We start from the raw sequence: 24236 nt of genomic DNA on the forward strand, positions 1-24236 counted from the left end.
ATATTATTGTTGCCAATTGATTTAAATTCGACTATGCAACCGCCAGATTTGGATTTTGGACGATGCGAATCCGGTGGGTTGCATGGTTTGTTTTGGTTTCTTGTCTAGGGGTACTGGGCTGATCGATGTTCTTACCTCCTTTTTACCGTTAGCTAATTATTGCTGGCCACATGAATTAGGTTGATGGGCTATTTATGCTATATGCAAGCGCTTCATCCAGGATGTCCAATGCGTCGTCGAGCTCGCTCGCCCGGATGATGAGTGGCGGATAAAGTGCCAGCACATTTCCGCCGGCCACTTTCAGGCTTAACCCGTTTTCAAGACAACGGTATAATACCCGTTCGGTGAGCCCGGGGTCAGGTGTTTTGGTCTGCCTGTCGCTTACCAGTTCTATCCCCCATAGCAGACCGATTCCACGAACGTCGCCGATGGCCGGATAGCGCCGCTGCATACCGAGCAACCGGTCGCGCATATGCACTTCCATCTGTTTCACATGGGATAATACGTCATATTCTGCCAGGTAATCCAGCGCTGCCAATGCCGCAGCGGCACCAAGGGGACTTTTCTCATGGGTAAAATGCCCAAGGGATACCTGTCCGGCTACATTCAAAGCGGCTTTGCAAAGCATGGCCGCCATCGGTATAATACCTGCACCGAGTCCCTTTCCCAATAACAGGATGTCAGGCACGATACCATAATGTTCATAGGCGAACATGGAGCCGGTACGTCCAAAAGCAATGGGTATTTCATCCAGGATTAAGAGTGCCCCGTGTTTATCGCAGATTTGCCGGATACGCTGCCAGTATGTTTTCGTCGGTAAGTGGACGGTGGTGCTGCGGATCGTTTCGACCAGTAATGCGCCGACATCCCCCTCCTTTTCCATGACATATTCTATGTAGTCTGCATAGCCGGCATCCCAGGGTTCATCCGACCGCCGCCACATGCCCCGATACCCGTCAACCGGCGGGACATGCACGCTTCCCGCCAATAATGGTCCCAATCCCTGCTGGAAAACCTGCTCGCCACCCACGGAAATGCTGTCCATTGACGCGCCGTGAAAGGAATCATACATGGATATTGTTTTGAATTTCCCGGTGGCTATACGGGCCAGCTTCAGGGCCATACTAACGGCCGAGGTGCCGCCCGGCGCATACAATACCTGAGTAAGGCGATTGTCGGTTAATGACGCCAGCCGTTCGGCCAGCTCAATAGCCGGAAGATTGGTAAACCGGCGGGGAGAAAAGGCAAGCTGGTCCAGCTGGATTTTCACCCGATCGACGATATAGGGGTTTTGATAACCCAGCTGATGCACGCTATTGCCGTGGAAATCGACGTATGTTTTTCCGGCGAGGCTAGTAAAGCCGACGCCCCGGCTTGCCGTCACAACATCCAGGCAGGGCGTAGAAAGTGCCTGATGCAGAAACCCGGCGGTATCACGGTCGAGTACCTGTCTGGTTACTTCGTCGAGTCCATCGTTCCAGCGCTGGCGGCGGTCCGTTGTGTTCAGGTCGCCTTCGGCATGTAAATGATTAATCCGGCCTTCCATTGTTCAGTATGCTTACATTAAAAATGTTAAGCAATACTAAACAAAGTTTATTAAGGCATTCCATCCAAAAGATTAAGGAATCATTAATATCTGCGGGTCAGGCTCCTTCGAAAAAATAGATTACCAGAACCATGGCTTTTTCTCCGCCGATATTTTTGGGAGTATGTGGTATCCGCCCATCAAACAACATGGAATCGCCGGCCTTTAACCGCACAACTTCCTGTTCGAATTGATATTCAATCTCGCCGGATAAAATATATTTGTATTCAAAGGCTTCGGTTTCAACCATCGGTCGGTTGGCATCAATTTCCAGCTCGAGCAACACGATGTCGACGGTAGATTTTTCTATGTTTTTGGTGAATATCCGATGATAGCGGAATCCGAGCGCCTGCTCTTTCTCAAAGTAGTAATACTCATCGCGGCGCTTTACCAAAATTGTCCGCCCATTCTTTTCCGTGTCGATCTCTTTGAAAAAAATATTCAGATCGACATCCAGTGCCCGGATAATTTCAATCAATACCATCAATGAAGGAATGGCCCGGCTATTTTCAATCTGCGAAATAAGTCCTTTACTTACGGATGCCCGATCGGCCAGCTCCTGCACGGTAATTCCCTTATTTTTCCGCCGCTCCCTGATTTGATTGCCGATTTGGATAAGAATGTCTTCTTTCATAAAGTTCCTGTTATCGGGGATAAAGATATCTTTTATCATTATCATTTTCTGCGGTTTCAACGGATTGGGAGGCTTGGTTCAAAAACGATGGTCATTCACCGGTCAATAATCACCGTTGGTCTAATGTGTTTCCTTTTGGTCGACTGTCAATGGCTGTTGGTCTATTTTCACGGAAACCGATGCAACATTTATTGCTGTCCCACGTCCATTTCTTACAACAAAACAGGAAATAAATCGCAAACATTAAAATTTAACTGTCATGAAATTTCTCGTATTAAGTGCATTGATTGGTGTAGCAATCACCGGAAATAACGCTGCATTTTCATCACCCTTGGCCACAATTGAAGCAGTATACAGCAAAGACCCGAAAGATCCGGTACAACAGGTGGATGCTTTTAAACAACAGCTCAGTTTCCACCAGCGGAACATTGAGCTGCTCTGGCAACAGTATGAACTGGGGTTGGAACGCATTGCGAACACCGAGGGCAGCCACGCCGAACTCGATCGTGAGCAGGCCCACCTCATACAGGGATACAAAAACGACATTGAGAAAGGCATCCGGGTAACCGAAAGCGAGCAGGCAATAGCAAAAATCGCCGCCCGATATGCCAAAAAACACGCCCGCAGGGATGCTTTGGAAAAAAAGGAAATCGTCCGGCTGCAGGATTTATTACAAGCCCGTCTCGAAACGGAAAAGCGGCTTTTTGAGCAGTCAAAAAAGAAGTATTCCGACGCGATTAATGCAGAAACACGCCCACTTTTGGAAGCTGTAGAGCAACGTTTTATACAAGACATCCGGCGCGCCCAGTCCCTGGATACCGGTGCCGGTACACCGATGGCGATGCACAAATAAGCGTGCTGCCATGTAAACAGCTGTCCTATTGGGCGGCTGTTTGCAATATTAATTGTCGTCGCTCGGCAATCTGTCGTCGCCGGATTTGTCATTCGGGTCCGTAACGTCATCCGGACTTTTCTGTACGATCATGCTTTGGGTGGGAAATGCAAATTCTATCCGCTCCCGGTTAAAGGTATCATACAGATACAGGTTGATGGCCTGCTGAATATCCATATACCGGTTGTAGTTATCGGTAAGCACGAAATAAACCGATTCAAAAATCAGGCTGAAATCACCCAATGATTTGAAATGAGCCCGGTCAAATAAGGTATCGGCCTGCTGTGTAATGGCCTCCTGGATAATCTGCGGAATTTTTTCCAGCTTTTCCTTTGGTGTACTGTATGTGACTCCAATGGTAAATACCACCCGCCGGCGCTGCATCCGCTTAAAATTATGCAGCCGCGAATTGGTAAGGTCCGTGTTAGAGAAGATGAGCTGCTCACCTGTTAATGCCCTGACCCGGGTGGTTTTGATGCCGATGGCTTCGACAGTACCGCTTTTATCTTCCACCACAATGAAATCACCGACCTCGAAAGGGCGATCGAAAAAAAGGACAAAGTAATTGAAGAGGTCGGCCAGGATCGTCTGCGTAGCCAGGGCTATCGCGATGCCGCCGATACCAAGGCCGGTCAGGATCGTCGCAACGTTATACCCAAGGTTATTGATAAAAAAGAGAATCGCCAGGCTCCAGATGACAATCGATACAATCAGCGTGATACCCCGAAGCTGTGTGATTGCCGTGTGCTGTCCTCGCTTCTCCAGGTAGTTCTGCAGAAAATAACGTATTGTGAAAATGATCAGACGGGTAATCAGAAACGTCCACAGAAACATTCCCGCAACATCCAGCGCCCGGTTGAGCCACGGCGGCAATTCGAGCAGATTGAGCGCATAGTAGAATACTCCATAATACAGCAAGGGCAAAAAAGCAGTACTGAGCCCCTGAATCAGAAAGTCGTCCAACGTACTGGCCGTTCCCGCGACTTTTCGCCGTAACCAGCTTAGGAAGACGTATTTGAATATCCGGATAACAAGCAGGCCAGCGACGATAACGCCGGCCACGATGAGGTAAGATTTTAGGGTATTGCCAAAGAAAATTTGTTCCATAAATGTATTGATCCAAGGTAGTTGACCGACGTGTTATAGGCTAACAAGTTATAAAAAAAATTGTTGGATTAAAATTGACTTTTGAATGCCGTGCGTGGTTTAAAGTAATACCTTTGTCCTTAGCAATGCGCGTTTTGGAGAAGTTTTTGTAAGACCCGGCGATATGACAGGCAGCAGCATTAAACACATTGATATTACCGTCTCCGGAAAAGTACAGGGTGTCTATTTCCGGCTTTCTACCAAGGCAGTGGCCGACCAGCTGGGTGTGAAGGGCATTGCATGCAATGAACCGGACGGTACCGTTTACCTGGAAGCGGAAGGGGATGATTTCGCGCTGGATGCTTTTTTGGAATGGTGCCGTGAAGGTCCCGATCGGGCAGTCGTAGAAAACGTCGTTTGCCGTGCCGGCGATGTGAAAAACTATCGTAACTTTGAAGTTATTAGGAAATCCCGTTAGCTCCCTTAACGCGTAAAACTTGTCTGTACTTAGAAAATTTGCCGGCCAAACTGCCATTTATGGACTAAGCACCGTTGTTGCACGGTTACTCAACTTTGTCCTTACCCCGCTCTTTGTACGCAAATTCCCGGCGGCGGTATACGGCATATTCACAAACATGTATAGCTGGGCGGCCATGCTGAATGCCGTGCTGGCTTTCGGGATGGAGACCACGTATTTCCGCTACCTGCAGAAATACGAGGGCGACAAGGGTCGGGTATTCAATAACAGTTTCATCGTGATCTGTTTCATTTCCGTGCTGTTCCTTGGCATGATTTCTTTATTTGCATCCGGCATATCCACTTGGCTCAATAATGGCGTTTACGATGCCGATTACCGCCGCTACGTGACTTACTTCGCCCTGATTCTGGTCGCGGACGCCCTTGCGGTAATCCCTTTTGCCCGCCTGCGGGCCGAAGGACGGCCGATACGTTTTGCGCTGTTGAAGCTGCTCAATATCCTTACGTTTGTGGGGTGCACACTGGGTTTTATTGTGGTCATCCCCCAACTGATGCAGGCTTACCCGGCACTGGCTACCTATTTCAGCAGCTGGTACCGGCAGGAGTGGCTGGGTTATGTCTTTATTTCCAATCTGATAGCCAGCCTGGTAACCCTGATACTGCTGCTGCCCGAGCTGCTGAAGATCCGGCTACGTCTTGAGCGTAAACTTGTGGTGGATATGCTTACCTACAGTTTCCCGGTATTGATCGCCAACATTTCATTTATCATTAACGAGCACATCGATAAGCTATTGATCCCCAAATTAATTCCGGGGGACGCCGGTAGCCGCGACCTGGGGATTTACGGGGCCGTAAGCAAAATTGCCATCTTTTTAAGCATTTTTGTACAGGCCTTCCGCCTGGGGGCCGAGCCCTTTTTCTTCAGCCACGCCAAGAGCAAAAATGCCCGGCAAACCTATGCGCTGATCATGGATTACTTTGTTATTGCGATGGTGTTGGTGATGACCGGCATAACCGTGAATATCGAATTACTCAAAAACTTTATCCGTGGCGGAAGCCCGGCTGAGCAGGCCGAATACTGGTCGGGCCTGCCGATTATCCCGGTTCTGTTGCTCAATTACGTGTTTTTGGGTGTCTACATGAATTTATCAATCTGGTATAAACTATCCGACCAGACTCGTTTCGGCCTATATATCTCCGGCATTGGGGCGGTCATCACACTGGTGTTGAATTACCTGTTTATTCCACAGTACAGCTATGTCGCTTCCGCGTGGACTACACTGGCGGCTTACGGCAGCATGGTGGTGTTATCGTACCTCTGGGGCAACCGGCGCTATCCAATACCCTACCGTGTGGGGAAAAACCTCAGTTATATCGGCATTGGCGTAGTAGTCTGTTGGCTGGCATTCGTCGTTTTTGACCGCAGTATCATTACCGGCAACCTGCTGTTTATCGCGTTTGCTGGCGCGACATTCCTTGTAGAATGGAAGAATTTACGCGTATTATTAAAAAAGTAAGTAGTGTAATGGGTAAGCGGAAAGGGGCGGCTAGGCTACTTCCAGCTCGAATTGCTCACTGATTTCGTCGAGTACACCATGGATATCGGCAAGGGCCGTTAGCGATACCAGTTTCATCCGGTATTCTTTAACATGCGGAATGCCTTTAAAATAGCTGGCATAGTGCCGTCGCATTTCAAATATCCCCGTCTTCTCGCCCTTCCATTCCACGGATTTCTCCAGGTGTGTCCGGCAGACCGCCACCCGTTCGGCAATGGTGGGCCCGGGTAAGTATTCACCTGTTTCAAAAAAGTGCCTGATTTCCCGGAAGATCCAAGGGTAACCGATGGCTGCACGGCCGATCATAATGCCATCCACCTCGTATTCCATGCGCCACGCGGCCGCTTTATCCACACTATCCACATCGCCATTTCCGAAGATCGGGATACGGATACGCGGATTACGTTTAATATCACGGATCAGTTGCCAGTCGGCCTGACCCTTATACAGCTGCGCACGGGTACGTCCATGTATACTCAGCGCCTGGATACCGACATCCTGCAGGCGCTCGGCCACTTCATACACGTTTTTGGAATTATCGTCCCAGCCCAGCCTCGTCTTTACGGTCACGGGAAGGTGGGTAGCCGATACGACAGCTTTGGTCATGGCGGTCATCTTATCGATATCGCGCAGCAGGCTGGCCCCTGCGCCTCGGCAGGCTACATTCTTTACCGGGCAGCCGTAGTTAATATCAATCAGATCAGGGTTGGCCTGCGAAGCAATTTCGGTGGCTTCACGCATCGTTTCAATATCACTGCCGAAAATCTGGATACCGATCGGGCGCTCGTATTCAAAGATATCCAGCTTCTGACGGCTCTTCGCTGCCGCGCGGATGAGTCCTTCGGAGGAAATGAATTCGGTGTACATCATGTCCACCCCGTTTTGCTTGCAAACCAGGCGAAATGGCGGATCGCTCACGTCCTCCATGGGGGCGAGCAGAAGGGGAAATTTGCCTAAGTCGATGTTTCCAATCTTGATGGACATGTTGTTAACCAATGCTATGCGGGTGCAAAGATACGAAATTTATAGTTCTTCATTCGTTGAGGGCCTTCATTGTCGTTGCGCGTAAGGCTTTCCGTTGCTCATCGCGACACAGCCTTACTTTTTTTTCCGCAAAAAAAGTAACAAAAAAACTCGCCGCTTGGATCTCTTGCTACAGCGGTAGTGCATCCCACTGCAAGCCGCAAGATCTCCCATGCGGCATTTTAAGCAGCACAACGGTTCGTGCTCCCCTTCTCCGTTTACCTGTTCTATTCTTTCTTGCACCGGTTTTCCTTTCCTTTTTTTGTCAGGGTTGGCTGTTTATACCATCCTATTCCGTAACAGCGAATAAGATGTTAGCTGATAGCATGGGCTGCGTGTTTGGCCATGGCCCTGCGCGGTAGGTAAGCGGGCCTTGTGGGATGCCGCAGCAGTGAGCAGCAGGGTGTTTTGCACCCGCGTTCGGGTAGCCGCTACCAAGCAGGCCGTAAAAGTGGAGCGAAGCGGAACGGCTCCGGGATGCGCTGTGAATGCCCTGCAATCAACTGCAAGACATCCCGCACAGCCTTGATTTTTTGGTTACTTTTTTATCAAGAAAACCGCGCAGCAGCATGAGTGCCGCTGAAAATAAAATTGTACGAATAAAGTAACACCTACCCGGCGAGGGTTTCCACAAATTCCTGTATCGCCTGCGCCGGATCTTCGGTCCTCATAAAATTCTCCCCGATCAGGAATCCCTGGAAACCGGCTTCGCGCAACGATATGATGGTAGCCGGGTTGCTGATTCCGCTTTCGGAGACCTTGATAAACCGGTCGGGAATCAGGGATACGAGTTCGAGGGAATGCGCGATGGATACCGAAAAATCTTTCAGGTTCCGGTTATTCACGCCAATAGCGTCGACACTGTCTACCATGCTGCGCTCGAGCTCATCACGGTCATGCACTTCCAATAACACATTCAATCCCAGTGATTTTGCAAACTCCGATAGGGTTCTCACCTGTTCCGGGGAAAGTACTGCAGCGATCAATAGCACAATATCCGCACCGTATGCCTTTGCTTCTGTAATCTGATAGGTATCAATGATGAATTCCTTTCGAAGCAGCGGTATCTGGAGGGCTGCGCGAGCCGCCATTAAATCATCGAGGCTCCCACGGAAAAAGTCGGCATCGGTAAGGACGGAAACCGCTGATGCTCCGGCCTGTTGATAGCCCGAAACGACATCATTTACGGTAGCCCGATCATTGATTATGCCCTTCGAGGGTGACGCCCGTTTATACTCTGCAATGATCCCGGTTTTTGTGGCATCCAGTATCGACGTCCGCAGTACGTGGCATGTCCGGTCGAACAATGGCTGGCGTTCCAGGTCCGAAAGCGGCACTGCAGCTTTTGCCTGTGCTACTTCAACGTGCTTTCTCGCAATAATTTTATCCAGTATAGTCATTTTACTTGTGATCTGTGGTGGATGATCCGTGATCTGTGGCCTGGGCCTGCAGCCAGTTGGCCATCATTTCCCTTCCATGGGCGGTCAGCACCGATTCGGGGTGAAACTGGAGTCCTTTAACATCCAGTGTTTTATGCGAAAGTCCCATAATTACACCTTCGCTATCTTCCGCAGTAATGCGAAGTGTATCGGGAAGTCCTTCACGTGATACTGCCCAGGAATGGTAGCGCCCGGCGGGAAATTCGTTCGGTAACCCCCGGAATATGGGTTCATCCGGATCGGTAATCAGTAACGGGGTCGCCGTACCATGTACCGGCTTAGCCAGGTTATATAACTGACCCCCATATACTTCGGCAATGGCCTGTTGGCCGAGGCAAATGCCAAGAATACTTTTGGAGTCACCATATTCGCGGATTACATCCATCAGCAGCCCTGCTTCCTTTGGGATGCCCGGGCCCGGAGACAGCAGAATCTTATCGAATCCGGCCACGTCCTTCAATTCAAATTTATCATTCCGCCATACCGTGGCATCGTACCCGCACTCATGCAGCAGGTGTACAAGATTGAATGTAAATGAATCATAGTTATCTATAACCAATATCCTGGGCGAGGATTGTTGTGGGTTTTCCATGTGATGCGGTGTGCTTATTGGTGGTTATTGATTTCCTGCGCCAGTTCCAGTGCTTTACGCAGGGCAGCAATCTTATTGTCTACTTCGTTGAGTTCTTTCTCCGGGTCGGAGTCTGCGACGATACCGGCGCCCGCCTGGTAATGCAGGACGTTATTTTTACTTAAAAACGAACGGATCATAATCGCGTGATTAAAATCATCATTGAAACCCATGTACCCAATGGCACCGCTATAGAAGCTTCGCTGCTGGTTTTCATAACGGTCTATCAGCTGCATGGCCATGTGCTTCGGGGCGCCGCTCAGCGTGCCTGCGGGATAGGTATCACCCACGACATCAAATGAATTCACGCCGGCCTTGAGCACACCGCACACCTTGGAGACCAAGTGAATGATGTGTGAGTAATACTGTGCCTCTTTATAGGACTTTACGTGTACTTTTTCGCAGTGGCGGCTCAAGTCGTTGCGTGCGAGGTCTACCAGCATCACATGTTCGGCCGTTTCCTTGGGATCGGCCTTCAGAGCCTCAGCGATCTGTTCGTCCTGCTGCAGGTTGCCGCTGCGTTTAAACGTACCCGCAATGGGGTGGATGGTGGCCACGTTATTATGGATGGTAAGCTGTGCTTCGGGCGATGAGCCAAAAAGCTTGAAGTCGCCATAATCAAAGTAAAATAAATATGGTGACGGGTTGATAGACCGCAGCGTACGGTATACGTTGAATTCATCGCCCAGAAACGACCTGGAAAAGGCGCGTGAAGGTACAATCTGAAAGACATCGCCCCGGTGAATATGCTCTTTCATTTTCATCACCAGCGCTTTAAATTCATCTCCCGTCATATTTGAACCTTCTTCCCCAACCAGCGAAAAGCTATATTCCGGAAAGTTCTTATTTTGAATCAGGTACTGGATTTTTTCCAACCCGGGCACCGTATCCGTGCCTTCGAGCTGATGCTCGAAAATATACAGCTGATTACGGAAATGGTCTATCGCAATGACATAGCGGTAAACATGGTATTGCATGTACGGAATATCCCGCTGTGCATCGGGTGGGCTCTGCAGGGATATGTCTTCAAAATGGGTAACGGTATCGAACGTAAAAAAACCAAATAGCCCGTTGGAAATGAAATTAAAATCAGTCTGGGCGGCTCCCTGAAATGCCTGCCGGAATGCGGAGACTTCCTGACGAAGGTCAATTGCCGAGGCCGGTTTACGTTCGATTGCCCTATCCGGGTACTGTATTTCGAGCACATCTTTATCCAGCTTGATTCCGGCGATGGGCTGGCAGCAGATATAACTCATGTTATTTTCGCGGCTGTGGTAATCCGAACTCTCCAGCAATAGGGTGTTCGGGAATACATCACGCAGCCGAAGGTAAATGCTTACCGGTGTCGCTGTGTCGGCTAATAACTGCTTATACGTGGTTTTAAAATGATATTTCATCGCTCATGCTATTAATTAAAAACACAAAAAAACCCGACGGATTTTCCAAAACGTCGGGCCAACTTTCATAAGGCTCTGGTTGATTATGAATACGATAATAATCCATATGACCCGACGTTCTTTCCCTCGGGCCACCACCAGGTCATATTATGGTATGCATGCTTCAACATTACCGGCAAAAATATAAAAAAAATCGACTAAACAAATTTTTGCTTATAAATTAATCATCGAGCAGATCGGGGCGACGGGCTTTCGTCCGTTGCATTGCCTGTTCATCACGCCACCGATTTATTGCAGCTTCATTACCGCTTAACAGCACATCTGGCACCTGATGCCCCCGCCAGTTAGCCGGCCGGGTATACACCGGGGCGTCCAACAGCTCGCCCTGAAAGGAATCAGAAAGTGCGGATGTTTCATCTGAAAGCACTCCCGGAATGAGTCGTGTTACGGTGTCTACCAATACAGCCGCGGGAAGCTCTCCCCCCGACAAGACATAATCGCCGACGGAGATTTCGCGGGTAACAAAAAGGTCGCGGATGCGCTGGTCTATTCCCTTATAATGACCGCAAAGGACCATCAGGTTTCCTTTGGTAGACAAGTTGTTGGCAATGGTCTGATTGAGGGTTTCGCCATCGGGCGTCATGAAGATCACCTCATCGTATTGCCGCTTTTCCTGCAACTGTTCGATACATACCGCGAACGGTTCGATTTGCATGACCATGCCGCTTCCGCCGCCATAAGGATAATCGTCTACACTCCGGTGTTTATTGTGGGCATAATCCCGCAGGTTGTGCACGACAATTTCACACAAACCTTTCTGCTGTGCACGTTGCAGGATGGAATGCGCAAAAGGGCTTTCCAATAAGCCGGGCAGTACTGTAATAATATCAAACCGCATGGCGCAAAGATAGTGTTTTTTGGTGGTGACGGGTGATCCGTGGTGAGCGACAGGAGCTCCTTGGTTAACAAACATAAACAAAGGACCCCGCCGCCGGAACCGGCAGCGGGGTCGAAAAAACTATTTTACCGGGTAATGGCAAACTATACCGCTTCAGCAATACCACGCAGTGTTTTCGCTGCGTCGACCATCGCTTCAAGTGCGGCTTTGGTTTCCGGCCATGCCCGGGTTTTCAGTCCGCAGTCGGGATTGACCCACAGCTGTCCGGCAGGAATAACGGCTTTGGCTTTTTCAAGCAGTTTTACCATTTCTTCCTTACTGGGCACCCGTGGTGAGTGGATGTCGTACACGCCCGGCCCGATATCATTAGGGTAATTAAAGTCTGCAAATGCATCCAGCAGCTCCATTTGGGAACGCGACGTTTCAATGGTAATTACGTCGGCATCCATCGCTGCGATATGCTCGATGATATCGTTAAACTCCGAGTAGCACATGTGGGTATGAATCTGCGTATCGTCGTCCACATTGGAAGATGATACCCGGAAAGCCCGTACTGCCCAGTCCAGGTAGGCTTTATGATCTGCTTTGCGCAGCGGCAATCCTTCACGGATGGCCGGTTCGTCAATCTGGATAATTTTGATGCCGGCCTTTTCCAGCGCCTGTACTTCATCAAGAATAGCCAATGCAATCTGATAAGTAGTTTCCGAGCGCGGTTGGTCGTTCCGTACAAAAGACCATTGCAGGATGGTGACCGGACCGGTCAACATGCCTTTTACCGGACGGTTGGTCAATGTCTGTGCGTAAGCCGACCAGCGTACGGTCATGTCGCTGGGCCGTGATACGTCACCATAAATAACAGGAGGTTTCACACAGCGCGAACCGTAGGATTGCACCCATCCGTTTTTAGTGAAAGCGTATCCCGACAGCTGTTCGCCGAAATATTCCACCATGTCATTCCGTTCAAATTCGCCGTGTACCAATACGTCGATGTCCAGTTCTTCCTGCAGGCGGATGGTCCGTTCGGTTTCCTCCGCGATCAGCTGGTCGTATTCTGCCTGGGTGATGGCCCCTTTCTTCAGATCGGCACGCCATTTACGTACATCCCTGGTCTGGGGGAACGATCCAATGGTCGTGGTAGCAAAGGCAGGCAGGTTAAACTTCTCCTGCTGTTTTGCCTTCCGCGCAGCAAATGGGCTGGTCCGCTGTGCATCTTCGTCGGTAATGCTGCTGACGCGGGCCTTCACCTCCTCGCGATGGATCAGTGAAGACGTACGCCGGCTCTGTTGGGCCGACTTATTCGCGGCAAACCGTTGCGCTATCGCTGTGTCAGCATCTCCAGTTGCCAGTACCGCCAGGTCTTTCACTTCCTGAAGTTTCTGTTTTGCAAATGCTAACCAGTTCTTCACCTCTGCCGGCAACGATTGCTCGTTGTCTTCCAGATCCAGGTCAAACGGCACATGCAGCAACGAGCTCGACGGCGCGATCCATACGCGGTCGGCACCCCGTTTTTCTATTGCCCGGTTAATTTTCCGGAGAGAAGCTTCGTAATCATTTTTCCAGATGTTCCGGCCATCGACCACACCCAATGAAAGGATCAGGTCTGCGGGAGCACCGGCCAACAGCTCGTCCAATTGATCCTCACCACGCACCAGGTCAACATGCAGTGCCTGTACCGGTAGGTTCAATGCCGTCTTGGTGTTCTCGCGCAGCGATTCAAAATACGTTGCCACAACCAGGTTTACACCGGCAGCAGCAGCCGACAGGCGGCTGTAAACCTGCTGGTAAAGCTCGCGGGTTTTTTCATCGATATCCAATGCAAGGAATGGCTCATCCAACTGGATCCACTGCGCACCGGCAGCGGCAAGCTTGCCCAGGATTTCTTCATACACCGGTAATAAACGGTCAATGAGGTCGATCCGGTTGAAACCAGCCTCTTTTTCCTTACCCAACAGCAGGTATGTGATAGGGCCGATCAATACGGGCTTGGTTTGGATGCCCAGTTGCTTTGCCTCGTTAAATTCGTTGATTATTTTTTCGGAAGTCAGTCTGAATTGCTGATCCTTCACAAATTCCGGAACAATATAGTGGTAGTTCGTGTCGAACCACTTGGTCATTTCCATGGCCGTAACGTCGAGGCCTTCCTGCTGAAAGCCGCGGGCCATGGCAAAATACAAATCAAGATTGTAGGATGACGCACCCTCCACTGCAAAACCCTGGTAGCGTGCCGGAATAGCACCTACAGTCAGTGTCAGATCCAGCACCTGATCGTAAAATGAAAAATCGTTGGAAGGAATCAGGTCAATACCCGCATCCTGTTGGGTTTTCCAGTTTCCCTCGCGGATCTGGCGGCCAGCCTGCAATAGTTCGTCCTGACTGATTTTTTTTGCCCAATAGGCTTCATTGGCTTTTTTCAGCTCACGGAGGGCCCCAATGCGCGGATAACCCAAATTGTTAGTTTTCAACATAATGATGTTAATAATGTGTTAATGTACAACCCATGTACCGGCATTTACCGGTAATCACCTATATTTTCGATTGCTTTAAAGAGAGGACACAAGTCATGCGTTGTGTGCTGCTTATCTTTCCCCCTCATCGGGCGGGTAGAATTTAGCACCTTGTCTGGTGACAGGTTGCTAAGGCTTCACAGGGTCCATTCCCTCTGCCTTTCTCCATAAGCGGCCGCTAATATCGGCAATAAGATTGAATTACACAAAAATTTTTGCCGCAATCAGTTCACCAGCAGTTTATATCCCTTGCCATGCACATTCACGATTTCGACTTTAGGGTCATCGCGCAGGTATTTGCGCAGCTTGCTTAAAAAGACATCCATGCTGCGGCCATTGAAATAATTGTCGTCATGCCATATTTTAAGTAACGCCTCCTCCCGTGTGAGCACGTCGTTTTTTTTCAGGCAGAGCAGGCGCAGCAGCTCAGCTTCCTTGGTGGACAGCTTCTGCACGTGCCCCTTATAAGCAATCTGCTGGGCCACATAATCGAAATAATAGTCGCCAATCTCGAAATTATCCGGCAGTTCTTCCTCTACTGTCGATTTCTCCCTGGATGCACGCTTAAGCAGTGCCTGGATGCGGAGCAGCAGCTCTTCCACGCGAAACGGCTTGGTAATGTAATCATCGCCGCCGAGGCCAAATGCTTCGGTCTTGTCTTCCATCATCCCCTTCGCAGTTGCGAAAATGATGGGGATTTCGGCGTTAGTTTTCCGGATTTCACGGCCTAGGGTAAACCCGTCTTTCCGGGGCATCATAACATCCAGGATACACAAGTCAAATACGCCTTTATTGAATTCGCGCAGGGCTTCATCGCCGTCCTTACAAAGTGTTACCCCGAATTTGCCTTTCAGCTCGAGGTAATCCTTTAGGATATCACCTAAGTTGGGGTCGTCTTCAGCTAATAGAATTTTTTGCATATCGTTCGTACAAGATCATGCTGCATGGGTAGTGCAACGGTGAGGCTATCCCTTAAGCGGTAATATTACATCGAATGTAGCTCCCTTATCCTTGTCACTTTTCACCTGCACCTTACCCCCCAACCGCTTGACAATGTCATTTACATAACTTAACCCTAAACCGAATCCTTTTACATCATGCCGGTTTCCGGTTGGAATCCGGTAAAACTGATCGAATATTTTTGCTAATTGGTCTTTATTCATGCCGATACCATTATCGGTAACGGTAATCATTAATTGCTTGCCAATGGTTTTGGTCCTGACGGTGATCTCCGGATCACCTTTGCTATATTTTATCGCGTTATCCACTAAGTTAAACAATACGTTGGAAAGATGCAACTCATCACCCACTACAATTGCCTCGCTGGCGTCCAGGTGCATATGTACCTGTGCTCCGTGCTTTTGCAGTTGTAAGTCCATGCTGTCAATCACCGCCTGGGCCAGCTCATTGATGTCGACCTCCTGATGTTCCAGTTTAAGGTTGTCTTTCTCCAATCGGGCAATATTAAGCACCCGCTCAATATGGCTTCCGAGGCGCACATTTTCGTCGTATATGATGCCGGCCAGCCGCTGCAGGCGGGATTGGTCAGCCGAAATCTCCGGGTCTTTCAGTGATTCACTTGCAATCATGATGGTAGCTACCGGTGTCTTGAATTCATGTGTCATGTTGTTGATGAAATCTGTTTTCATCTCCGAAATCTTCTTCTGCCGCACCATCGTAAAAATGGTATAGGCAAAACAGCCCACCAGCACGAGGAGCAGGGCGACGGAGGAAAACAGCATAACCGCCATGTTACTCATCAATATGGCGCTCTTGCTGGGAAAATAAATGGAAAGCCGGCCGGGCGACTGTTCACTGTCGGCCTGGAACAGTGCCGTCGAATACACGCTTTCCGAAGTCGGTTGTACTTCACTGAAGCTGGCGAAACTATACACCGTATGGTTGTTATTCTTGATTTCCAGGTTAAAGGGCGATTGGATATCCCGTTTTATCAGCTCCCGCTGCAACTCATTTTTAATATACCCTGCATTAATCCGTTCATTAAAGGGGCGCTTAGCCAGTTCGATCTCGGCGGCAAACCCCTCTACCATCAGCGGGTCTTTTCCGCTTAATACGGCGATGGTATCCAGCAGCGTATTGGCCTGCAGTAATTTAAGTTGCTGCTCCATGTGATCGATCTGCCGCTCCATCTTAATATCCTTCCGGGGAGGGAGCGCCTTTACCGTGTAATTAAGGCTCCTTGCTGCGTATCGTTGCTGTCCGAGAATGATTAGATACCGTAGGCTGTCGTCTTTTGCCTTCTGCATAGGCACCGGTTTGGTGGCGTACACACGCACTGTATTATCGCTCCGCTGAAAGGTGCCGTCAGCTACGGAGTTGACGTCTACGTTAACCTGTAAAAATTCCTGGTTGCGCTCGTCCTTGATATAGGTTTCATAGAACTCGTTGCTTTCAATGGGGATTACGACCGGAAACCGGTCATACAGCTCCTGTTCCTGTTGCTTAAAGGCCAAGTAATACTCCGCCTGCCGGTCGCGCATGTGCTCAATGTCGGTCTGGATCCGGAGCTGCTCTTTTAGTCGGCGCTGTTCACGTTCGTACTTTTCCCGGTTTTTGTGCTGCTGTGCCATGGCAAATTCCATGACTTCGCGCTTCTCGGCTTTCGATGCAACGGTTGTAAGCGCCGCATTTACCGACTCGTCAAACAATTGGGCCTTCTGGATATACGACTGCCGGATGAAAAAATACTGCATCGCCACCACACCCAGCAGTGCGATGGTCATTAAGCCGATGATCAAGCCGATGCTTTTTTTATGCCTCATTCCAGACAAAAATACACAAGCCTAAAGGCAAAACGGAGCTTTTAACATATTTTAACAAGAAACAAATCAGCGTATTGCAGGTTGTGGCTGGTGTTAGCCGGCTTTGGCGACATGCAGTTTCCGGCCCATTGGGATAAACCGGTACCCGGCCTTCTTATCGCCAAAATATTCGTCGACTGCATGGCGGCAACCCGACCATTCGTAATAGTCGTCAAAAATCAGTCGCCCCCCCGGTGCCAAATTCGGCTCGATTTCCCGCAGGCATACCATGACCGATTCATACCAATCACAGTCGATATGCGCAAATGCGACGGGCTCATTAATGGTGATTGTGTTTTCGAAATAGCCTTTGACCAGGCTGATGTTGTTCCGTTCAGGGGCCACCTGATGACGGGTCAGGTTCGCCGCGACCACCGTCTCCAGATTTTCAGTATATCCGTAATACAGGTTTCCGCCGATGCCCTGCGACTGCCCGTTCTTTATTTCCTGATACCGGGCGTGCACATCGGCATCGTCCTTATCGGAAGGCGGCGGAATCATGCCGAAAGCATCGTATATCCGGAATGGCCGCTGCACATCCTTCGCCTTGCCAATGGCAATGGCTGATCCTCCGAGTGCACATCCCGTTTCAATAAAAAGACCGGGGGTTCCGGCTTTTTCTATCGACTTAGCAGCTTCATACAGGTTGAACAGGTCTTTCGTTGCCAAATAGGTCAGGTGGTCGGTCTTGATCTTCATCAAATCCGCTTTTTCCCTGTTGGTTAAGGCATACAGGCGGGCCTGTACCCACGTAAGAAAGCGTTCCGCATTCAGCTGCATAGGCGTGATTATTCCACTTCCGTAACTTTAATCGTATTGGTTCGCCCCTTTTTATGTAACGGTGTAGATGCCGTATTGATTACGATCTGGCCGGTATCTACCAGATTTTTCTCCTTAAGCAGCGAGTTTACATCGTTGATGCTGCCATCGGTGCTTTCGAATTTATCGTAAAAAAAGGTGCGGACACCCCAAAGCAAGCTGAGGGTATTAAGTAATACTGTATTGCCGGTAAAAATATAAATATCGGCGTTCGGGCGATAGCTGGATATTTCAAATGCGGTGTACCCCGAAAAGGTCATGGCCACAATGGCCGAGGCATTGGTCTTCTCGGCCAGGTAGATCGATGAGCTGCAAATGGCATCGGGTATCCGTGATTCGACAATCTGCTCGGGTCTTTTTGCAATATAATAGGGATAAGAGGTTTGTTCGACATGCACAATGATCTTACTCATCGTTTCAATGACAATTTCCGGAAATTCCCCAACCGAGGTTTCACCGCTGAGCATAACCGCATCCGCACCGTCGAGCACCGAATTGGCCACATCGTTTACCTCAGCCCGCGTAGGCCGGGGTGTCGTGATCATACTCTCCAACATCTGGGTAGCAATGATAACCGGCTTTGCCGCGTCGCGGCATTTCTTAACGATCATTTTTTGCAATACCGGCACGTCTTCCATGGGCATTTCCACACCGAGGTCGCCCCGGGCCACCATAATTCCATCCGTAACGGAAATGATCTCATCGATGTTTTCAATCGCCTCGGGTTTTTCGATTTTGGCGATCACGCGCGCTGTCTTCTTTTTATCCCTGATAATTTCCTTGAGCCGCCGGATATCATCCGCCGTCCGCACAAATGACATCCCGATCCACTCCACATCGTGTTCAAGCACAAAGCTGAGGTTATCAAGGTCCTCCTCGGTGAGGCTGGGGATGGAAACCTTGGTGTTTGGCAGGTTTACGCCTTTGCGCGAGGTGAGTACGCCTCCGTGTACCACTTCGCACCGTACCGTATCAACGTGATTGGTATGCATCACCCGCAGCTGTATTTTTCCATCATCGAGCAGGATAATCTCTCCCGTTTTTACATCCTTTGGAAAGTCCGGATAGGTAATGTATACCCGTTGCTCATTACCGATAAGCTCACTGGTCGTGATCTCCACTTCGGCATTATTGAGCAATATGGCACCACCTTCCTTCATTTTGCCAATCCGGATTTTAGGACCTTGCAGGTCGGCCAGGATGCCGATATTCAACTGGTGTTCCTTGCTGATTTCCCGAATGGTTTTGATGACAGCGAGGTGGTCGGCCTGGCTGCCATGCGAGAAGTTGAGCCGGCATACATCAACCCCTTTTGCGATCATGCTGGTTAATGTTTCCTTTTTGGCTGACGCCGGCCCCAAAGTGGCTACAATTTTAGTTCGCTTTTGAACCTTTTCCATGTAATATCTTATTTTATTTAATTGCACACGCTGTTGGGTGTGCTGAGTCAATTCGTTTTGCAGCTATGCTGGGTGTGAAAGATACACTTTCTAAATTACGTGGCTAAAATATCAGATTTTCTTTGGATTTCAATCGTTGGGGGGATATTTCGCTGGCCACAACAACCTCCGGGATCGACGCGACGGCTTCCTGCAATGCTTCCAGGTCTTCCTCATCGATAAAGTTCCGCACCAGAAAAAAATAATCCGAATTTTTCATTTCAGGAACAAGCACCCCTCCTTCCACACTCCGGTTGGCCAACAGGTAATATTCCGTTTCCGTAGCCTCGGAAAGGGCGGCATACCGGCTAAAATACCGATGCCCTTCGGATGAAGAAAGCCATATTTCATGGTCGTCGACCTTGGCTAAATCCAATCCGGCATACTTATTAATGAAGTAGCATAACCGGTAATCTTTAAGGGAGGAGGTGATCGCGATCAGGATGAAATCTAAGTCTAATTCGTATTTTAATGTAACTTTATTCAAAGTATTTTTCTATATTCATCGCAAAATTACAAAAACAAAAAGGATTAGCATGGCATTATACTAAAAAGATAATGGTATTGCAGACACAACAGATAAAGGGGGAGTCAACCACTTAAACATAAACACCAAAACAAGGCGTACAGGACCTTTATACAGGGTGGTCCGCGCGGTCTGGAACGCCGATTAAACCGGCGAAAATCAAAAACGTTTTACTATTTGCCGAAATTTATTTTTCTTTGCACAGATTTATTAAACAATTAAACTATAGAATCATGTCTGATATCGCATCAAGAGTTAAAGCAATTATCGTTGAAAAGCTGGGTGTAGACGAAAACGAGGTTACCCCTGAGGCTTCATTTACCAATGATTTGGGTGCCGACTCACTCGACACTGTGGAGTTGATCATGGAGTTTGAAAAGGAATTCAACGTAGCTATCCCCGATGATCAAGCTGAAACCATCAGCACAGTTGGACAAGCAATCGCTTATTTAGAAAAAAACGTTAACTAACTAATTTCATTAGGCCAATCATATAAATGGAGCTTAAAAGAGTAGTAGTAACAGGGTTAGGTGCGCTTACTCCTATTGGGAATACCGTCCCGGAATTTTGGGATAACCTAATTAAAGGGGTAAGCGGCGCTGCTCCTATTACCCGATTTGACGCTTCGAAGTTTAAAACCCGCTTTGCCTGTGAGGTAAAAGGTTTTAATGCCGAAGATTTTATGGAGCGTAAGGAAGCACGCAAAGTAGATCCATTTGTACATTATGCGTTGGCCGCTACAGACGAAGCCGTTGCGGATGCCGCACTGCAGTTTGATAAGCTGGACACCAACCGCATTGGCGTGATCTGGGGTGCAGGTATCGGCGGGTTGAAGACTTTCCTCGATGAGGTAAGCAACTTTGCCAATGGTGACGGTACGCCGCGCTTCAATCCTTTTTTCATTCCCAAGATGATCCTGGACATTGCTCCGGGACACATCTCGATGCGGTATGGCTTGCATGGACTCAATTTTTCGACTGTATCCGCCTGCGCCTCTTCTACGAATGCCCTGATCGATTCCCTTAATTATATCCGGACCGGATATGCCGACATTATTATCACGGGCGGATCAGAGGCCATCATTAATGAAGCCGGAATAGGCGGTTTCAATGCCATGCATGCATTATCAACGCGCAACGATGATCCTGCTACCGCATCCAGACCATTCGACAAAGACCGGGACGGTTTTGTGGCCGGTGAAGGTGCCGGAGCCATCATCCTTGAAAGCCTTGAACACGCCAAGGCACGGGGAGCGAAGATCTATGCCGAAATTGTCGGCGGCGGCATGAGTGCCGATGCCCACCACATTACGGCATCGCATCCCGAAGGGCTTGGTGCACGCCTGGCCATGGCGAACGCCATGCGGGATGCGCGGATTACAACCAATGACATCGACTATATCAATGTGCACGGGACTTCTACACCCGTAGGGGATATCAGCGAAGCAAAAGCCATTCTTGATCAGTTCGGGGAACATGCTTATGCGCTGAATATCAGCTCAACCAAGTCCATGACCGGGCACCTGCTCGGCGCAGCCGGCGCGGTTGAATCCATTGCCTCATTGCTGGCAGTCAAACACGACATTGTACCTCCGACGATCAATCATTTCACTGACGATCCGGCGCTTGATCCGAAATTGAATTTTACGTTTAACAATGCCCAGAAACGCGGCGTAACATATGCACTAAGCAATACGTTCGGTTTCGGCGGGCATAATGCATCCGTGATCTTTAAAAAATTCGAAGAATAGCTAAACGGGCAATCAGCTAATACATAGATGCCTATTTCAAAGATTTACAAACTGCATTTTTCAACCAATCGCCAGTATGTGAGGGCGTTGAGGAATATTTTGGGGTTTGTTCCGGGCAATTTGCATCTGTATCATCTGGCATTTCGCCATAAATCGGTGGCGGTGTTGGTTAAAGACGGTACCAAGAACAGCAACGAGCGCCTTGAGTTTTTAGGCGATGCCGTACTTGGCTCCGTTATTGCTGAACTGCTTTTTAAGAAATACCCCTATAAAGGGGAAGGCTTCCTTACGGAAATGCGCTCTAAAATCGTCAGCCGGGCGCATCTTAACCAGTTATCGAAAAAGCTCGGACTCAACGAGCTTATCCAGTACGATTCCCGCATGGTAAATTACCCCAATAAACAGGGATCATTGCTCGGTGATGCCTTTGAGGCGCTGATCGGGGCCATCTACTTAGACAAGGGTTACACCTTTACCAAAAATTTTCTGATAAACCGGATTATCAAGCCCCATGTCGACATCCAACTGCTGGAACAGACCGAAACCAATTTTAAGAGCAGGCTGATCGAATGGTGCCAGCAGGCCGGGAAAGATGTTTCGTTCATCCAGACGGAAAACGCGGAGGGCGACAGTACCAAGATATTCACCATAGATGCGGTGGTGGATGGCGAAGTATACGGCACCGGACGCGACTACAATAAAAAAAGCGCGGAAAAAATTGCCGCGGAAAAAGCCTGCGAAGTACTGCATGTGCTGTAAATCTCAGCCTGATCCCTTACCTTTGCGGAATAACTGTTAGCATAACCACAACGGGCCCGGCTACCGGATACCCTGCCGTTACATGTAGATGAAGCCGGCATGATGAATAGCCCCATTATTTACGTTCGGTTTGCTTGGATGGGGTTCATAAATGAAAGGTACTCCAGCTAAACACACCGGACAGGGGGGGTTAGGTGATCATCAATGGCGCCATCTGACTACTAAAAATTAAATAAACAGATGAAACCCGCTTTAGCAAAAGGTACGCGCGATTTCTCGCCGACCGAAATGGAAAGACGCAACTATATTTTCAATACCATCAAATCGGTGTTTGCAGCATATGGCTACCGTGAAATACAGACTCCGGCCTTTGAAAACCTGCAGACACTCACCGGCAAATATGGAGATGAAGGCGACAGGCTGATTTTTAAGCTATTGAATTCAGGCGACTATCTGGCCAAAACTCCCCAGGCCCTACTGGACGAAAAGGCTTCCCTGAAGCTGATTCCTCACATTTCGGAAAAGGCTCTGCGTTATGACCTGACTGTCCCATTTGCCCGTTATGTGGTGATGCACCAACACGAGATTACCCTGCCCTTTAAACGGTTCCAGATTCAGCCGGTATGGCGGGCAGACCGGCCGCAAAAGGGCCGGTACCGTGAGTTTTACCAATGCGATGCGGATGTGGTTGGATCGGAAAGCCTGTTGAATGAGGCTGAATTTACCCTGATCTATCATGAAGCACTAAGCAAGCTGGGACTTAAGGACTATACCATCAAGCTGAATAACCGGAAAATCCTGACCGGTATCGCCGAGGTACTGGGTAAACCGGAACTGATCGTAGACATGACCGTTGCCATCGACAAGCTGGACAAAATTGGCCTGGATGGCGTAAACCGGGAGCTCTTAGATCGCGGATTCTCGACAGTTGACCTGGAAAAACTGCAGCCTATTATCCTGCTGCAGGGAACAACGCTGGAAAAAATAGCGCAGTTGAAAACGATATTGCAAGCGTCGGAAACGGGACTGAAGGGTGTTGATGAACTGGAAACGGTATTGGGGTATATTGAAAAACTGACCGGAGACACTTCATTACTGGACCGTTTTGTTGCCCTGGATATCACGTTGGCCCGGGGACTCAATTATTACACCGGCTGCATCTTTGAGGTAAAAACAAATGAAGTGTCGATGGGCAGTATCGGTGGCGGTGGGCGCTACGATGATCTGACCGGCATGTTTGGCCTCAATGGCCTCTCGGGGGTCGGTATCTCCTTTGGAGCGGATCGCATCTATGACGTGCTGGAAGAACTGGCACTTTTCCCCGAAAGCACCGGCCAGTCGACGCGCGTACTGATCAGCAATTTTGACAAGCTGGCCGAACTTTACGCGCTGCCCCTGCTCCAAAAATTACGCCGGGCAGGTATCGCCACGGAACTCTATCCGGCTGCGGCTAAACTGAAAAAGCAGCTGGCCTATGCCGACGCCAAAAACATCCCTTATGTGATCCTAATCGGCGAGTCTGAAATGCAGGAGGGCGTATTTTCGCTGAAAGACATGGCAACGGGTACCCAGCAGCAGCTCCGCGAACCCGCGTTGTTGGCCGCTTTAACCACTTAACGTATGAATCTCATCGGAAACATTATCTGGATCATTTTTGGAGGTTTTTTCATCTTTTTGGAATACCTCATAGGCGGACTGGTGCTTTGCCTGACCATTGTCGGTATCCCGTTCGGCATCCAGTTGTTTAAACTGGCGTTTGCTTCCCTGGTTCCTTTCGGAACGGCGGTCACAAATGCTCCTTCAAGCACCGGGTGCCTTTATACCCTGATGAATATCCTCTGGATTGTCTTTGGCGGAATCTGGGTAGCGCTCACCCATTTTTTCTTCGGCCTGCTGTTATGCATTACCATCATCGGCATCCCGTTCGGCCGGCAACATTTTAAGTTGATGGGACTGGCGTTTACGCCTTTCGGAAAAACGGTGAATTAGTAAGACTGGC

At 49.2% G+C, this 24236-nt stretch carries 22 protein-coding genes and 1 riboswitch; of the genes, 8 read left to right on the top strand and 14 right to left on the bottom strand.

What is annotated here, in order from left to right:
• Positions 1-175: 175 nt before the first annotated feature.
• Together pbfA and NEV57_RS11705 are read right to left on the bottom strand one after the other, a co-directional pair.
• Positions 176-1546 (bottom strand): (R)-1-hydroxy-2-aminoethylphosphonate ammonia-lyase, encoded by a 1371-nt coding sequence (pbfA, locus tag NEV57_RS11700; RefSeq protein ID WP_257658512.1) that lies wholly within the window; start codon positions 1544-1546, stop codon positions 176-178.
• A gap of 97 nt (positions 1547-1643) precedes the next feature.
• On the bottom strand, positions 1644-2219 hold the full coding sequence (locus NEV57_RS11705; protein WP_257658513.1) for a helix-turn-helix domain-containing protein: 576 nt from the start codon (positions 2217-2219) through the stop codon (positions 1644-1646).
• A gap of 259 nt (positions 2220-2478) precedes the next feature.
• Here NEV57_RS11705 and NEV57_RS11710 point away from each other — a divergent pair, with 259 nt between their 5' ends.
• Positions 2479-3072 carry a hypothetical protein gene (locus tag NEV57_RS11710; protein WP_257658514.1) on the top strand — a complete coding sequence of 198 codons (594 nt, stop codon included), beginning with the start codon at positions 2479-2481 and terminating at the stop codon, positions 3070-3072.
• Positions 3073-3120: 48 nt separating this feature from the next.
• Here NEV57_RS11710 and NEV57_RS11715 read toward each other — a convergent pair whose 3' ends face one another.
• A complete protein-coding gene (locus NEV57_RS11715) occupies positions 3121-4218 on the bottom strand; it encodes a mechanosensitive ion channel family protein (RefSeq protein ID WP_257658515.1) in 1098 nt (365 codons plus the stop codon).
• 163 nt (positions 4219-4381) lie between these two features.
• On the opposite strand from NEV57_RS11715, the gene NEV57_RS11720 reads away from it, so the two are divergent.
• Together NEV57_RS11720 and NEV57_RS11725 are read left to right on the top strand one after the other, a co-directional pair.
• The gene (locus NEV57_RS11720) at positions 4382-4675 is read left to right on the top strand and encodes an acylphosphatase (protein WP_307876435.1); all 294 of its coding nucleotides are present in this window, start codon (positions 4382-4384) and stop codon (positions 4673-4675) included.
• 19 nt (positions 4676-4694) lie between these two features.
• Entirely contained in the window at positions 4695-6191 is a 1497-nt protein-coding gene (locus NEV57_RS11725; protein WP_257658516.1) for a lipopolysaccharide biosynthesis protein, read from the top strand.
• 30 nt (positions 6192-6221) lie between these two features.
• On the opposite strand, the gene dusB is transcribed toward NEV57_RS11725, so the two are convergent.
• The 11 genes from dusB to NEV57_RS11780 all read right to left on the bottom strand — a co-directional run bounded on the left by dusB (position 6222) and on the right by NEV57_RS11780 (position 19689).
• Entirely contained in the window at positions 6222-7214 is a 993-nt protein-coding gene (dusB, locus tag NEV57_RS11730; protein ID WP_257658517.1) for a tRNA dihydrouridine synthase DusB, read from the bottom strand.
• Between the two features lie 650 nt (positions 7215-7864).
• Positions 7865-8653 (bottom strand): indole-3-glycerol phosphate synthase TrpC, encoded by a 789-nt coding sequence (trpC, locus tag NEV57_RS11735; RefSeq protein ID WP_257658518.1) that lies wholly within the window; start codon positions 8651-8653, stop codon positions 7865-7867.
• A gap of 1 nt (position 8654) precedes the next feature.
• On the bottom strand, positions 8655-9284 hold the full coding sequence (locus NEV57_RS11740) for an anthranilate synthase component II (RefSeq protein WP_257658519.1): 630 nt from the start codon (positions 9282-9284) through the stop codon (positions 8655-8657).
• A 14-nt stretch (positions 9285-9298) separates the two neighbouring features.
• The gene (locus NEV57_RS11745) at positions 9299-10720 is read right to left on the bottom strand and encodes an anthranilate synthase component I family protein (RefSeq protein WP_257658520.1); all 1422 of its coding nucleotides are present in this window, start codon (positions 10718-10720) and stop codon (positions 9299-9301) included.
• A gap of 220 nt (positions 10721-10940) precedes the next feature.
• Positions 10941-11618, bottom strand: a complete 678-nt coding sequence (gene trmD / locus NEV57_RS11750; protein ID WP_257658521.1) for a tRNA (guanosine(37)-N1)-methyltransferase TrmD — start codon at positions 11616-11618, stop codon at positions 10941-10943.
• Positions 11619-11761: 143 nt separating this feature from the next.
• A complete protein-coding gene (gene metE / locus NEV57_RS11755; protein ID WP_307876436.1) occupies positions 11762-14083 on the bottom strand; it encodes a 5-methyltetrahydropteroyltriglutamate--homocysteine S-methyltransferase in 2322 nt (773 codons plus the stop codon).
• Positions 14084-14191: 108 nt separating this feature from the next.
• Positions 14192-14296: riboswitch (SAM riboswitch) on the bottom strand.
• Positions 14297-14346: 50 nt separating this feature from the next.
• Positions 14347-15042: a response regulator transcription factor gene (locus NEV57_RS11760; RefSeq protein ID WP_257658522.1), complete on the bottom strand. Its 696-nt coding sequence runs from the start codon at positions 15040-15042 to the stop codon at positions 14347-14349.
• A 45-nt stretch (positions 15043-15087) separates the two neighbouring features.
• Positions 15088-16905 (bottom strand): sensor histidine kinase, encoded by a 1818-nt coding sequence (locus NEV57_RS11765; RefSeq protein WP_257658523.1) that lies wholly within the window; start codon positions 16903-16905, stop codon positions 15088-15090.
• A 93-nt stretch (positions 16906-16998) separates the two neighbouring features.
• A complete protein-coding gene (locus NEV57_RS11770; protein WP_257658524.1) occupies positions 16999-17724 on the bottom strand; it encodes a TylF/MycF/NovP-related O-methyltransferase in 726 nt (241 codons plus the stop codon).
• An 8-nt stretch (positions 17725-17732) separates the two neighbouring features.
• Positions 17733-19163 carry a pyruvate kinase gene (gene pyk / locus NEV57_RS11775; protein ID WP_257658525.1) on the bottom strand — a complete coding sequence of 477 codons (1431 nt, stop codon included), beginning with the start codon at positions 19161-19163 and terminating at the stop codon, positions 17733-17735.
• 103 nt (positions 19164-19266) lie between these two features.
• A complete protein-coding gene (locus tag NEV57_RS11780) occupies positions 19267-19689 on the bottom strand; it encodes an IPExxxVDY family protein (RefSeq protein ID WP_257658526.1) in 423 nt (140 codons plus the stop codon).
• 272 nt (positions 19690-19961) lie between these two features.
• On the opposite strand from NEV57_RS11780, the gene NEV57_RS11785 reads away from it, so the two are divergent.
• From NEV57_RS11785 to NEV57_RS11805, 5 genes are all read left to right on the top strand, one after another.
• Positions 19962-20198: an acyl carrier protein gene (locus NEV57_RS11785; protein WP_079717265.1), complete on the top strand. Its 237-nt coding sequence runs from the start codon at positions 19962-19964 to the stop codon at positions 20196-20198.
• Between the two features lie 26 nt (positions 20199-20224).
• Positions 20225-21478, top strand: a complete 1254-nt coding sequence (gene fabF / locus NEV57_RS11790; RefSeq protein ID WP_257658527.1) for a beta-ketoacyl-ACP synthase II — start codon at positions 20225-20227, stop codon at positions 21476-21478.
• Positions 21479-21505: 27 nt separating this feature from the next.
• Entirely contained in the window at positions 21506-22237 is a 732-nt protein-coding gene (rnc, locus tag NEV57_RS11795; RefSeq protein ID WP_257658528.1) for a ribonuclease III, read from the top strand.
• Positions 22238-22477: 240 nt separating this feature from the next.
• Entirely contained in the window at positions 22478-23854 is a 1377-nt protein-coding gene (gene hisS, locus NEV57_RS11800) for a histidine--tRNA ligase (RefSeq protein ID WP_257658529.1), read from the top strand.
• A 3-nt stretch (positions 23855-23857) separates the two neighbouring features.
• Positions 23858-24226, top strand: coding sequence for a YccF domain-containing protein (locus NEV57_RS11805; protein ID WP_257658530.1), 369 nt, complete (start codon positions 23858-23860; stop codon positions 24224-24226).
• The last annotated feature ends 10 nt before the right edge of the window (positions 24227-24236 follow it).

The sequence above is a fragment of the Parapedobacter lycopersici genome (assembly GCF_024643285.1).
In the GTDB taxonomy this organism is placed as follows: Bacteria; Bacteroidota; Bacteroidia; order Sphingobacteriales; family Sphingobacteriaceae; genus Parapedobacter; species Parapedobacter lycopersici.

What these genes read in the sequence shown, in the direction of transcription:
- NEV57_RS11745 (WP_257658520.1), bottom strand. Translation starts at nt 10,720, where the DNA reads ATGAAATATCATTTTAAAACCACGTATAAGCAGTTATTAGCCGACACA.
- hisS (WP_257658529.1), top strand. Translation starts at nt 22,478, where the DNA reads ATGAAACCCGCTTTAGCAAAAGGTACGCGCGATTTCTCGCCGACCGAA.
- trmD (WP_257658521.1), bottom strand. Translation starts at nt 11,618, where the DNA reads ATGCGGTTTGATATTATTACAGTACTGCCCGGCTTATTGGAAAGCCCT.
- NEV57_RS11720 (WP_307876435.1), top strand. Translation starts at nt 4,382, where the DNA reads ATGACAGGCAGCAGCATTAAACACATTGATATTACCGTCTCCGGAAAA.
- rnc (WP_257658528.1), top strand. Translation starts at nt 21,506, where the DNA reads ATGCCTATTTCAAAGATTTACAAACTGCATTTTTCAACCAATCGCCAG.
- pyk (WP_257658525.1), bottom strand. Translation starts at nt 19,163, where the DNA reads ATGGAAAAGGTTCAAAAGCGAACTAAAATTGTAGCCACTTTGGGGCCG.
- metE (WP_307876436.1), bottom strand. Translation starts at nt 14,083, where the DNA reads ATGTTGAAAACTAACAATTTGGGTTATCCGCGCATTGGGGCCCTCCGT.
- NEV57_RS11710 (WP_257658514.1), top strand. Translation starts at nt 2,479, where the DNA reads ATGAAATTTCTCGTATTAAGTGCATTGATTGGTGTAGCAATCACCGGA.
- fabF (WP_257658527.1), top strand. Translation starts at nt 20,225, where the DNA reads ATGGAGCTTAAAAGAGTAGTAGTAACAGGGTTAGGTGCGCTTACTCCT.
- NEV57_RS11805 (WP_257658530.1), top strand. Translation starts at nt 23,858, where the DNA reads ATGAATCTCATCGGAAACATTATCTGGATCATTTTTGGAGGTTTTTTC.
- NEV57_RS11760 (WP_257658522.1), bottom strand. Translation starts at nt 15,042, where the DNA reads ATGCAAAAAATTCTATTAGCTGAAGACGACCCCAACTTAGGTGATATC.
- NEV57_RS11705 (WP_257658513.1), bottom strand. Translation starts at nt 2,219, where the DNA reads ATGAAAGAAGACATTCTTATCCAAATCGGCAATCAAATCAGGGAGCGG.
- NEV57_RS11765 (WP_257658523.1), bottom strand. Translation starts at nt 16,905, where the DNA reads ATGAGGCATAAAAAAAGCATCGGCTTGATCATCGGCTTAATGACCATC.
- NEV57_RS11785 (WP_079717265.1), top strand. Translation starts at nt 19,962, where the DNA reads ATGTCTGATATCGCATCAAGAGTTAAAGCAATTATCGTTGAAAAGCTG.
- dusB (WP_257658517.1), bottom strand. Translation starts at nt 7,214, where the DNA reads ATGTCCATCAAGATTGGAAACATCGACTTAGGCAAATTTCCCCTTCTG.
- NEV57_RS11770 (WP_257658524.1), bottom strand. Translation starts at nt 17,724, where the DNA reads ATGCAGCTGAATGCGGAACGCTTTCTTACGTGGGTACAGGCCCGCCTG.
- trpC (WP_257658518.1), bottom strand. Translation starts at nt 8,653, where the DNA reads ATGACTATACTGGATAAAATTATTGCGAGAAAGCACGTTGAAGTAGCA.
- pbfA (WP_257658512.1), bottom strand. Translation starts at nt 1,546, where the DNA reads ATGGAAGGCCGGATTAATCATTTACATGCCGAAGGCGACCTGAACACA.
- NEV57_RS11740 (WP_257658519.1), bottom strand. Translation starts at nt 9,284, where the DNA reads ATGGAAAACCCACAACAATCCTCGCCCAGGATATTGGTTATAGATAAC.
- NEV57_RS11715 (WP_257658515.1), bottom strand. Translation starts at nt 4,218, where the DNA reads ATGGAACAAATTTTCTTTGGCAATACCCTAAAATCTTACCTCATCGTG.